The sequence below is a fragment of the Paraburkholderia sp. GV068 genome (assembly GCF_003058125.1).
GTDB classification, from domain to species: domain Bacteria; phylum Pseudomonadota; class Gammaproteobacteria; order Burkholderiales; family Burkholderiaceae; genus Paraburkholderia; species Paraburkholderia graminis.
In genome coordinates this window covers 24,739-36,735 of sequence record NZ_QBUB01000007.1, presented here as the reverse complement: position 1 = coordinate 36,735, position 11,997 = coordinate 24,739, and the positions used below count along the sequence as shown (strand labels likewise).

Genomic DNA, 11,997 nt, shown 5'->3' with positions numbered 1-11,997 from the left:
CCATGACTGATACCCATCTCGGCAGCCAGCTTGGCGTTGTCAAGCGCAACATCGTTCGTGCCGAGGAGGCTGCAGTAAAAAAACTCTCAGCCTTCGGCGTGGCAACCATCCACGAGTCGATGGGGCGTATGGGCCTGATGAAAACCTACATGCGCCCGGTGTACGCAGGCGCGTACGCGTGCGGCACCGCAGTGACAGTGCTGCTCCATCCGGGCGACAACTGGATGATGCATGTTGTGGCGGAGCAGGTTCAGCCGGGTGACATTGTCGTCGCCGCCGTAACGGCCGACACCACCGACGGTTTCTTCGGTGACCTCCTGGCCACCAGCTTCCGGGCGCGTGGAGCCGTAGGCCTCGTGATCGATGGCGGATGCCGGGATGTGAAGGATCTCACTGCCATGAAGTTTCCCGTTTTTTCGAAAGCAGTGAGCGCAAAAGGTACGGTAAAGGCGACTCTCGGCTCCGTCAACGTTCCGGTCGTATGTGCTGGCGCTTTGGTCAATCCGGGCGATGTCGTTGTGGCCGACGAAGACGGCGTCGTCGTGGTCCCGGCCGCCTTGGCGCAAAGAGTCGCCGACGCAGCGGCCGCGCGGGAGGCTAACGAAGCCGGTAAACGTCAGAAGCTGGCCGCTGGGGTCCTCGGGCTGGATATGTACTCGATGCGCGAACCGCTGGAACGGGCGGGGCTCAAGTACATCGATTGATTGACATGAGTCAAGCGATGACCGCAGGGCGCATTTCTCCACCCTTATTCCGGCATTGAAGAGCATCCAGAAACTGGGCCTGAAATAGATTGAGACGGAACGAGAAAGACAATGAGCGAGCATTTCCCAAAGTCACCCGGTTGGTTGGACTGGTGCCAGAATCCTTCCAAACCGCGTTTCCAGCTACCGGCCGGTTCGGTAGATGCCCACTGCCATGTGTTTGGTCCCGGTGAGCGCTTTCCCTATGCAATCGAGCGCAAGTACACCCCGTGCGATGCCAGCAAGGAACAGCTGTTTGCGTTGCGCGATCACCTGGGGTTTGAGCGCAATGTAGTCGTGCAGGCAACCTGCCATGGCGCAGACAACCGTGCGCTGGTGGACGCGTGCCTCAGTTCTGGCGGCAAAGCGCGCGGCGTTGCGACGGTAAAACGCAATGTCAGCGATCAGGAACTTGACGCGTTGCATGCTGCCGGGATCAGGGGAGTCAGATTCAATTTCGTCAAACGGCTCGTAGACTTTACACCGAGAGAAGAACTGATAGAAATCGCAGATCGCGTCGCCAAACTGAACTGGCATGTCGTTGTCTATTTCGAGGCTGTGGACCTGCCAGAGCTGTGGGACTTTTTCTCGGGACTGCCGACTACGGTGGTGATCGACCACATGGGGCGGCCTGACGTCACGCAACCTGTAGACGGAAGGGATTTCGAATTGCTCGTGAAATTCATGCGCGAGCATGCCAACGTCTGGTCCAAAGTTAGCTGCCCCGAGCGGCTCTCTGCGACCGGCAAACCAGCACTCAATGGAGAGCAGGGCGCTTACCAGGACGTGGTGCCGTTCGCCCGGCGCCTGGTGGAAACGTTCCCGGATCGGGTGCTTTGGGGCACCGACTGGCCCCATCCGAACCTGAAGAACCACATGCCGGACGATGGATTGCTGGTGGACTTTATTCCTCGCATTGCCACGACGCCTGAGCTCCAGCGCAAGCTGCTGGTCGACAATCCCATGCGACTGTACTGGGGGAAATGATGAATGCTACCAACGCTCGCGACTATCGGCAGATTCCCGGCACCTATGTCTTCGACGGAGCCCATTGCCAGAAGGGATACGCGCTGAACATGTTTTGCAAGTCGCTAGACCTGGAAAGGAATCGTGCAGCCTTTCGAGCCGACTCTCCCGGCTACCTGAAGAATTTCAAGCTGAGCGACGAGCAACGCAATGCCGTGCTGGATCGTGACTGGCTCGCAATGTTACGACTCGGCGGGAACATTTACTACACGTTCAAGCTGGCAATTTTTGACGGTCTTACGATGCAGCACGTCGGCGCGGCCATGTCGGCCAACGGAATGTCGGTGGATGACTTCCGCGAAATGATGATGTCCGGTGGCCGTCCGATTAACGGTAACCGCAGTGTCGAGGAGTGGTCTCATGGCTAGGTTCGTCGGAGGGGTGGGTACTTCACATGTGCCGTCAATTGGTGCAGCCATCGATCACGGAAAGACCCAGGAACCATACTGGAAACCGCTGTTCGACGGAGTGCAGGCCGCGCGCGACTGGATGGACGAGGTCAAGCCCGACGTGGTTATCGTTGTCTATAACGATCACGCGTCGAGATTCGGTCTCGATGTCACACCGACATTTGCAATAGGCGTCGCGGATGAGTTTCCTCCACATGACGAGGGATATGGACCTCGGCCCGTACCGACGTGCCTTGGAGACCCGGCGCTGGCGTGGCACCTGATCGAATCGCTGGTGTTGAACGACGAAATCGATGTGACGATGGTTGGGGAAATGTCGGTGGATCACGGTCTGACCGTGCCGCTCTCGCTGCTATTTGGTCAGCCGCAGCAGTGGCCCTGCCGTGTGATCCCATTGTGCGTCAATGTGATCCAGTATCCTCAACCGACCGCCCTGCGTTGCTTCAAGCTAGGACAGGCTCTTCGCCGGGCGATCGATTCGTATGGTCCCGACATCAAGGTAGCTGTGCTCGGGACCGGTGGCATGTCGCATCAGTTGCAGGGGGAGCGTGCCGGACTGATCAACGCGCCCTACGACAATCAATGGCTCGACGACATGGTGCGTGATCCGCTGTCATTGACGAGGATCGGACATACGGAACTGTTGCGCGAGGCGGGCTCTGAAGGGCTGGAGATCATCATGTGGCTTATCATGCGCGGCGCAATGAGTGAAACGGTTCGTCTGATTCATCGTTTCTATCACGTGCCGGCATCGAACACAGCCTATGGTCTGCTGGTATTGGAGGACACGTGATCAAGCCGCTGAAAGTCGCGCTCGCCGGCGCTGGGGCATTTGGCATTCAGCATCTGGACGCGATTCAGAGCCTCGGTGTAGCCGAAGTGGTGTGCATCGTAGACGAAAATCTGCAAAAAGCGCGTGAGGTCGCGGGCCGCTATCAGATTGCACAGACAAGCGCGCAACTGGACGAAGTGCTGTCTCAGCCCGATCTCGACGCGGTTATCCTCTGCACGCCAACTCCATTGCACGCCGCTCAGGCGATCATCTGCCTGCAGGCGGGCAAGCATGTTCAGGTGGAGATTCCCCTTGCGGACTCGCTTGACGATGCGCAAGCGGTTGCGCTTTGGCAGCAACGCACGGGGTTGGTCGCGATGTGCGGACATACGCGACGTTTCAATTCGGGGCACCAGTGGCTGCGCGAACGCATTCTGACTGGCGAGTTTTCGTTACGTCAGCTCGATGTGCAGACACATTTTTTGCGCCGTTTCAATACAAATGCCCTTGGGCAACCGCGGAACTGGACGGATCATCTGTTGTGGCATCACGCGGCTCATACCGTAGACCTGTTTCAGTATCAGACCGGTGAAGAGGTAATCGCTGCCAATGTGTTGCAAGGGCCTATCCATCCGAGGCTTGGCATTGCCCTCGATATGTCAATCCAGCTCAAGAGTCGCGGCGGTGCAGTGTGCACGCTATCTCTTAGTTTCAACAACGATGGACCGTTGGGATCAACGTTTCGATATATAGGCGACGGCTTGACCTACATCGCCCGCTATGACGTGTTGACCAACGGCATGGGAGAGACTCTTGACCTTGATATGGCCGAGCCGGTGTTGAGCGGAGTAGCGCGGCAAGACAAGGAATTTTTCGCAGCGATCCGCGAATGCCGCGAGCCGAATGCAAGCGTCGCAAGCGTGCTTCCATGCTACCGGGTCTTACACCAGCTTGCCAGACAGCTAGAGTGAGCAGCCGGTTCACGGGTCACGCTTAGCGCGGGTGATTAGCTCGCGTGACGGCGTTGACACTGCAGACCGACAAAGAAATGACTTCGTGGAGGACGTTAGCCAAAGACATCTAAACCGCGTTGTGTTAGCACGATCGTTAGCATTGCCGATAAATGGCATGAAGTAATGTTCGGTCGACAGTCAACCTTGCTCTCCTTTTGTGGATCGCCGGGTTTGATGGTCGCAAACAAATCGCCATTCGTCGCTGGTTACAAAAATAAAAAAAAATCTTTCAAGGATTGGAGACATGAAACAAGTTCTGAACGCGGCGGTACTCGCATCCACGCTGCTCGTGTCCGTGCAGGCATGTGCACAGGGCAGCGTGACCCTCTATGGAATTATTGATACCGGCATAGATTGGGAAAGTCAGGCGGCCAAGACGCCGGGTCAAAAGAGCGCTTCCGGTTCTGCGGTCCGGATGACCTCCTTATCCAGCTCCCTCCCGTCGCGTTGGGGGTTGCGTGGAAAAGAAAATCTCGGTGCCGGATTGAATGTCATTTTTGAACTCGAGAGTGGCTTTGCACCGAACTCAGGTGCTCTTCAAAATGGAAACCGCCTTTTTGGCCGATCGGCGTGGGTAGGACTTGAAACACCGTATGGCACGGTTCGCGCGGGACGTCAGATCAATATGACGTATATCGCGTTGATGAAGTCGACTGTCCTCGGGCCGGCCCTATATTCGTTGGCGGCGCTCGATCCGTATCTGCCCAATAGCCGTTCCGACAACACGATAAGTTACTTCAACGATTTTCATCATTTCGTCCTGGGTGCCACCTACAGCACCGGCCGGGATGTTGCGAGCAGCCAGGGTAGCCCAACGGTAAATGGCGGGGCAGCATTCAACCCGGGTGCAACCAATTGTCCGGGCAATGTTCCAGGAAACTCGATAGCGTGCCGTCAGATTACGGCGCTGGCCGGTTATTGGGGTCCGGAGTACGGTCTACAGTTCGTGTACGATCAGTTGCGCGGCGGCCCGGGCTTGTTGCCAGGCAGCGGTTCTTATGATCCGTCGATGCCATTGCTGCTCTCAAGCGCAGGCCAGAAGACGACGCGATATATGGTCAGTGGCTATTTTCAGTTGGGGGAGCTTGCCTTGCGTGGCGGCGTAATCCACCGGATGACGACTGCGGCAACGGACTACCAGACCAACATTTTCTATGGCGGCGCTTCTTACATGCTCAAGCCAGATATCGCGCTGGATGCGGAGGTATCGCGGATCGCCACGACGGATCACAAGAATGCCAACTACTACGTGATGCGTGCGACGTACCTCCTGTCGAAAAGAACATCCGTCTACACGATGCTCGGCTTCATGCAGAACAACAGTCGTGCGTCCTATTCCGTTGGGGCGGGTTACTCCACGGTGGCGAGCGCGAAACAGGTCGGCGTTCTTCTCGGCATTCAACAGCGTTTCTGAAAACGTGTTCCATGGCTTTTGGCGAGGCCATGGAATCGCTGTCGTTGCTGGTGTTACCCATCGATGGCTCTTTCGACGTCTCCATGAAATTGCACGAGTTGCTGTCGAACGACGTCGCGTACTAACGAAGTACCTTGCGCAATCAGGGAGTCGTTCAGCGCACGCACTGGCGTCGCAACGGAAAGACTGCATTTAAGAATTGGCTTGCGAATGCGATGCAGTCGCAGGTTGGAGTCTCCGATGCAGGGGTGCACGCCACTCAACGGGATCACGGCGCTTCCGTAACCTTTGCGGACCAGTTCCAGTATCGCCGTCAGATTTTCGATCTCGTGCACAACCTGCGGCGTCAGGCCGAGCGAGGCCATGGCGGTCGCCAGTGCCGCGTGCACTGCATTATTGGTGCCCGCTGTCACGAGCGGGAGTGTCGCCACGTCTGCGAGCGCAAGGGAGCGCGGCAGCGCTCTTCCAGCGCGCTGGGTCAGTGGCCCAGAGACTAGGTACAACTCCTCGTCGGCTAGCAGGCGTAATTCGGCGGAATCGCTAGGCGGTTGGTTATAAACCACTGAACAGTCGAGCTTGCCCGTGCCGACCATATCGACCAGATTCGCCGATAGACCGTCGACGGTGCGCAGTGTCACTTCTGGCAAGTGCTCGCGGAAGGCATCAATTAGCGGAACGACGACTGTGCGTGCAAGGCTGGGGGGGAGTCCGAGCACGAGGCTACCCTGCGCCGGCCCAACACTGCCTCTGACCGCGCGTTCCGCTAGCGCGACCTGACGCAGGACCATCGGAACGTGGTCAAGCAGCCTCTGACCGGCGTCGGTCAGGACAAGGCCGCGGCCGTTGCGCCGGAATAGCTCGGTGCCAAGCTCTGCCTCGAGTTGCGCGACCTGACGGCTCAGTGCCGCCTGGGTCAACCCAAGCACGCTGGCGGCCCGCGTCAGGTTGCCGATCTCAGCGATGCGCGAGAAATGCTGAAGCTGTTTTATTTCCATTTTGCCAGTCCTACCGAAAATGTATATCAGATATGCGGACGATGCGGTTTCTTTAAGTCAGATATCACTATATCTTAACACTCATGGACACCGAGTGAACTGGCAATGTCTCTGCAGCGATGGATCACTTTATGGCGGCGTGGCCGCACTGTTATCAGGAACGGCCTGCTCGGCTCGTTTCTGACCTGCCTGGCGGGCACGCTGTTCAATGCATTCGTTGACGGTCATTTCGAGGTTTTGGGAACAGCGGGGCTCATGCGGCGGCTGGCTATCGGGTATGTCGGATCGGCTGTGGTGGTGGTGCTTGCATTCCCGCTTCTGTCTGGGCGTCCGCGTCACAGGAGTCCGGACGACGGCGCATAGGTGACGCCAGTCCCAGCCGGGTGCGCCCGCCTTTTACGTCTTGCCCTTTGAACAAAACACAGGAGACATTATGGATACCTCCACACATCCAATCACCATCAAGCCCCGCCCGCGCGGAGCGGATCGCTACCAGTACCTCACGCAGACCAATGCCGGCACGCCTGCAGGCGAATTGCTTCGGCGTTACTGGCAGCCAGTGGCGTTGATCGATTCGTTGCCAGTCGGTTCTGCGCCACAGCCGATTCGCATCATGGGCGAAGACCTGGTGTTGTTTCGCGATGACGATGGTCATGTCGGTCTGATTGACCGGAAGTGTGCCCACCGCTGCACGGACCTCGCGCTGGGCCGTATTGAATCTGGCGGTATTCGTTGTCCTTATCACGGCTGGCTGTTCGACGTGAATGGCCATTGTCTCGATCAGCCTGCCGAAGCTTCAGCTACCGCCAAAGACCGGATCCGAATGAAGTCATATCCGCTTCATGAGGCGGGCGGCGCGTTCTGGGCGTATATGGGTCCAGGCGAACCACCGCTTTTTCCGAATTATCCGGCGCTCGCAGGCGGTAGCGAGTATCGCTACACGACGCGCTGGTTCGGGGACTGCAACTGGATGCAGGCGAGCGAAGGCAATATCGATCCTGTTCACACGTCTTATTTGCATCAGTTGGAGCTGTCGAGTGCGGACATGCAAGCCCGCTGGGGCGTGTTTTCCAATCAGGCGAGGCCCGAGCTGGCTGTGGAGGATACACGCTTTGGCGTGAGGCTATATACCCTGCGCAAGATCGAAGGCACTGATCGGTCGTCAATCCGCATCACTAATTTCGTGATGCCTAACGCCTGCGCTGTTGGTGGCTTCGAGGGCTATCTCGGTGACGGCGGGGTAACGATGCTGTGGGACGTTCCTATCGATGATGAACATCACTGGCGCTGGGAGTTCATTTTTCATCGCAGCGGCAAACTCGATAAGGCCGCACTCGCAGAACAATACGAATCCGAAAAAGCCGAAGGCGACCGCATGCGGCGCGCCAAAGACGACCTGTATTCACAGGATCGCGAATCGATGAAGCGCCAGGCTTACCTGGGTTTGGGCGAGTGTTTTTCCGTGCATGACATTGCGATCACCCAGTCGCAGGGGACGATCCACGAGCAGAGCGGCGAGCACCTTTCGTCGTCCGATATTGCCATCGTACGAGCGCGCCGGATGCTCGACGAGGCGGCGCAGGTGGTAGCGGAAGGCGGAGATCCTCGCGGCGTGGTTCGCCGCCAGGAAGACAACGATTTCCGGGACATGGTCGTGATAACCGGAGAGATCGGCGCTGGGGAGTCAAAGGAAACGTATTGCGCGGGTTACAGCGAAAGTGCCGAGCTGTTCAGTTTGCAACCGCGCACGACTTAAGGAAACGTCCACGCGTCTCGCCAGGTTTTCCGGCGGGACGCAATTACTCTTTGCCGCAATGACGTCGTCGTTGTGTGACCTGACTGTCCCTGACGTATCTTTGCCATGAATACCATCCCCGTTCGAGTCGTTGCTGCCGAAATCATTGCCGAGGGAATCCGCCTGTTGAAACTCTCGCCGCAGGACGGATCTGTGCTGCCGGCGTGGGAGCCTGGCTCGCATATCGATGTGCATCTTGATTCGGGAGTGATCCGCCAGTACTCGCTTTGCGGATCGTGTAGCGACACATCGACGTACGAGATCGCCGTCAAGCGGGAGCCCGAATCGCGCGGCGGCTCGAAGTTTGTCCATGAGTCGTTGAATGTCGGCAGTCTACTGAGCATCTCTGCGCCGCGTAATCATTTCACCACCTGTACTGAAGCTCAACGCAATCTGCTGGTGGCGGGCGGTATCGGTATTACGCCGATTATCAGCATGGCGCGACAGTTCCACCGTCAGGACCGTGCGTTCGAATTACTGTATTTCACCCGCTCTGAAACTCACACGGCATTCCGCGACGAACTGGGCAGTGAGCCGCTCAATAGCTCGTGCCGGCTGCTATTCGGCCTGGAGCGCAATGCTGTCGAAGCGACGTTGGACGATGCGCTGCGCAACCGTCATGACGGATGTCATCTGTACCTGTGCGGACCTCAGCCCTTCATGGACACAGTCCGCATGGTCGCCGCGCGTCACGGTTGGCCAGACGACGCCGTTCATCTCGAGTATTTTGCCGCTGCGGCGCCATCGGAGGCCGAGCCGCAAACATCCTTTGACGTCAGGCTCGCCCGGTCGGACAAGACGTTCACCATCCCGGCGGACAAAACGATTGTCGATGTGCTGCGAGAGCATGGAACGGACGTCGAGACATCCTGCGAGCAGGGAGTCTGCGGGACCTGCATCGTGAAGGTACTTGAAGGATGCCCAGACCATCGCGACTACTTTCTCACTGCACAGGAACACGCGAAGGGAGATTGCATGGCGATGTGTGTATCCCGTTCGCTTACGAAGTTGCTGGTGGTCGATTTGTAATTCGGAGTCGGCAGTTAAGGGCAAAACTCATAAAAAAGACTGGAGACAACGATGTCAAAGCGCTTTGGCAGGACCGGCTGTGTGCGCGCGCTAACCGCGAGCGCCCTTGTAATACTCCCCGTGAAGTACGCAGTGGCTGTCGACGGCATCGCGCTTAGCGGGTCCAATGTCCTGTCCGCCGGTATGGGCGGAACTTCGATGGCGTTTCCCCAGGACAGTACAGCCGCGGCCGACAATCCAGCCGGCATGGGGCTAGTCGGATCGCGAACCGACTTCGGCGTTCAGCTTCTGGAGCCGCTGACAGATTTCGACTATGGGAGTGCGTCCAACAGGCTGCATAGCGGAAAAGTGTATCCGGTTCCCAATGGAGGCGCGAACTGGCAAATCTCGCCGCGGCTCACATTGGGTGTTTCTCTATTCGGGGTTGGTGTGGGCACGAGCTATGGCCGACCCGCGCTCCCGATTGCCGGTGCCGGAGTGGCTCAATCGAGCTTGCAGACCGCAATCGCTGCGCCGACTGTCACGTACAGGATCACAGAACACAACATCGTCGGTTTCAGTCTGGCGCTGGCCTATCAGCGATTTTCTGCGAATGGCGCCATTGTCCCCATGAGCGACGGGACACTCCAGCCGCTGCCTTCGCACGGTGTGTCGAGCGCGTTCGGCTACGGAGCACGGGTCGGTTACATCTGGCAACCGACGCCTGCTTTCACCTTTGGAGCAAGTTACGCCTCGCGCATCCGGATGAGTAAGCTCGCCGGCTACAAAGACGACCTGCTCGCTGGCGGAGGTGGCCGGATCGATATCGGCGCCCAATACGGCGTCGGCATTGCCTACAGGATCATACCGAGCGTGACACTGGCGGCAGACTGGTTACATATGGAATTTTCCAATACGGTAATCGGCTCCGCGCAAGGATTCGGCTGGCAAAACCAGGACTTTTTCCGCCTCGGTGCGGCCTGGGACGTCAATTCGCGCTGGACGCTGCGCACGGGATTCTCACGCGGCAATCATCCTATCGGTCCTTCTGTGGTCGCGCAGAATCTGCTTTCCGCGATGCCGGTATCAACATCGGTTTCCGTCGGCACGTCGTACCGGTTCAACAAGACCGATGAAGTGAGCGGAGTCTTCGAATATGGATTCCCCGTCACGGTGACCGGAGACGGTGCCAGTACCGGGTTCAGCGAACGAACGCGAACCGAGGTCGTTGGCGTTAGTTACGGGCATCGTTTCTAGTTCGCACTCCCGCAGACGCCGGCGTTCGTATCCGGCCACGAAGACGCAGTGAATATCAGGAGAACCCATGCCTACCTTTCCGTTTGACCCGACATCCGAACTGGCTCCCGACCTGCTATCCAGCTTTTACATCGATGGGCAGTGGGTGAAACCTGTCTCCAATGCATCCGTATCGCTCGTGGCGCCGTCGACTGAACAGGCTTTTGCAACGGTGCCGCTCGCGAACACAGAGGATGTAGACAAAGCGGTCGATGCCGCGCGAAGAGCGTTCGATACCGGACCCTGGCCACGCATGACTGGCCCCGAACGGGCCGCCTGCCTGCGAAGGATGTCCGCGTCGCTGGCGTCCCGCATGACGCTCCTGTCGCGCATCTGGACTGCTGAAGTCGGTGCACCTGTGTGGTTCGCGGATATGTTCGTACCCACCGCGACGGCAATGCTTGATTACTACGCCGACCTGGCGTCGACCTTCGCTTTTGAAGAGAGCCGGCCCACGCGCAACGGAACGGCCAGCATTATCCGGCAACCAGTCGGCGTTGCTGCGCTGATCGCGCCGTGGAACGCGCAACTACCCATCCTCTCCTATAAGCTGGGCGCGGCACTGGCTGCCGGATGCACAGTTGTGGTCAAGGCGCCCCCAGAAACACCGTTCGATGCGCTTGTTGTCGCGCAATGCGCGCACGAGGCGGGCCTCCCGCCGGGCGTACTGAATGTGATTACTGCTGACGCGGACGGAGGCGCACATCTGGTAGCCAAGCAGGAAGTCGACAAGGTCAGCTTCACCGGGAGCACAGCCACAGGAAAGGTGATTGCTAGAACCTGTGCTGACCGGCTTGCGAGAGTGACGCTCGAACTGGGCGGAAAATCTGCCGCCATCGTTCTGGATGATGCGGAACTGAATCCGACGCTTGCCGCGCTAGCGCCGTTCACAATGCCGTTCTCCGGGCAGATCTGCTTTGCACAGACACGAATCCTGGTCCCGCGCACGCGCGAGCAGGAGTTCGTCGAAGCCTATAGCGCGGTCATTGGCTCTCTCAAGGTAGGGGACCCTTGGGACGTGGCCACGCAGGTTGGCCCGCTCGCGAGCCGCCGTCAGCTCGACCGGGTGCTCGGATACATCGAGGCGGGGCGTAAGGAAGGGGCGCGAATCACGACGGGCGGTGCCCGCAGTCCTCGATTTGAAGAGGGGTTCTTCGTCGAGCCTACCGTATTCGCAGGCGTGACAGCCGACATGACGATTGCCCGCGAAGAAATTTTCGGCCCCGTCGCGTCGATCATCGCGTACGACGACGTCGACCAGGCGGTGGCATTGGCGAACGATACCGACTTCGGGCTGAGCGGTACGGTGTTCACCGGCGACGTCGAGCGCGGTTATGCAATGGCGCGGCGGATCAGAACCGGCAACGTTTCCGTCAACGGACTGGAGATGGCGCCTAACGTGCCGTTTGGCGGCTTCAAGCAATCGGGGATCGGTAGAGAGGGAGGTCCAGAGGGCTTGCACGCATTCCTGGAAGACCAGGCGATATATCTTCCTGCCGGTTCGCCGCGCGCGCGGCAGGAGTGA

11 protein-coding genes are annotated in these 11,997 nt (G+C 58.5%); 10 read left to right on the top strand and 1 reads right to left on the bottom strand.

Annotated features, from left to right (window positions below):
- Window positions 1–2 precede the first annotated feature (2 nt).
- From ligK to C8K18_RS15970, 6 genes are all read left to right on the top strand, one after another.
- On the top strand, window positions 3–704 hold the full coding sequence (ligK, locus tag C8K18_RS15995) for a 4-carboxy-4-hydroxy-2-oxoadipate aldolase/oxaloacetate decarboxylase (protein WP_107708494.1): 702 nt from the start codon (window positions 3–5) through the stop codon (window positions 702–704).
- A 111-nt stretch (window positions 705–815) separates the two neighbouring features.
- Window positions 816–1,730, top strand: coding sequence for an amidohydrolase family protein (locus tag C8K18_RS15990; protein ID WP_107708246.1), 915 nt, complete (start codon window positions 816–818; stop codon window positions 1,728–1,730).
- Window positions 1,730–2,137, top strand: a complete 408-nt coding sequence (gene ligA / locus C8K18_RS15985; protein ID WP_107708492.1) for a protocatechuate 4,5-dioxygenase subunit alpha — start codon at window positions 1,730–1,732, stop codon at window positions 2,135–2,137. Before C8K18_RS15990 ends, ligA begins: the two co-directional genes overlap by 1 nt.
- Window positions 2,130–2,972 carry a class III extradiol dioxygenase subunit beta gene (locus C8K18_RS15980; RefSeq protein WP_107708244.1) on the top strand — a complete coding sequence of 281 codons (843 nt, stop codon included), beginning with the start codon at window positions 2,130–2,132 and terminating at the stop codon, window positions 2,970–2,972. The genes ligA and C8K18_RS15980 overlap by 8 nt, the downstream gene beginning before the upstream one ends.
- On the top strand, window positions 2,969–3,922 hold the full coding sequence (locus C8K18_RS15975; protein WP_107708242.1) for a Gfo/Idh/MocA family oxidoreductase: 954 nt from the start codon (window positions 2,969–2,971) through the stop codon (window positions 3,920–3,922). Before C8K18_RS15980 ends, C8K18_RS15975 begins: the two co-directional genes overlap by 4 nt.
- Window positions 3,923–4,208: 286 nt before the next feature.
- A complete protein-coding gene (locus tag C8K18_RS15970) occupies window positions 4,209–5,378 on the top strand; it encodes a porin (RefSeq protein ID WP_107708240.1) in 1,170 nt (389 codons plus the stop codon).
- A 53-nt stretch (window positions 5,379–5,431) separates the two neighbouring features.
- On the opposite strand, the gene C8K18_RS15965 is transcribed toward C8K18_RS15970, so the two are convergent.
- Entirely contained in the window at window positions 5,432–6,373 is a 942-nt protein-coding gene (locus tag C8K18_RS15965; RefSeq protein ID WP_107708237.1) for a LysR family transcriptional regulator, read from the bottom strand.
- A gap of 433 nt (window positions 6,374–6,806) precedes the next feature.
- Here C8K18_RS15965 and C8K18_RS15955 point away from each other — a divergent pair, with 433 nt between their 5' ends.
- The 4 genes from C8K18_RS15955 to C8K18_RS15940 all read left to right on the top strand — a co-directional run bounded on the left by C8K18_RS15955 (window position 6,807) and on the right by C8K18_RS15940 (window position 11,997).
- Window positions 6,807–8,129 (top strand): Rieske 2Fe-2S domain-containing protein, encoded by a 1,323-nt coding sequence (locus tag C8K18_RS15955; protein ID WP_107708233.1) that lies wholly within the window; start codon window positions 6,807–6,809, stop codon window positions 8,127–8,129.
- Window positions 8,130–8,234: 105 nt separating this feature from the next.
- Window positions 8,235–9,197, top strand: coding sequence for a PDR/VanB family oxidoreductase (locus tag C8K18_RS15950; protein ID WP_107708231.1), 963 nt, complete (start codon window positions 8,235–8,237; stop codon window positions 9,195–9,197).
- 51 nt (window positions 9,198–9,248) lie between these two features.
- Window positions 9,249–10,433, top strand: coding sequence for an OmpP1/FadL family transporter (locus C8K18_RS15945; protein WP_107708229.1), 1,185 nt, complete (start codon window positions 9,249–9,251; stop codon window positions 10,431–10,433).
- Window positions 10,434–10,500: 67 nt separating this feature from the next.
- On the top strand, window positions 10,501–11,997 hold the full coding sequence (locus C8K18_RS15940; RefSeq protein WP_107708227.1) for an aldehyde dehydrogenase: 1,497 nt from the start codon (window positions 10,501–10,503) through the stop codon (window positions 11,995–11,997).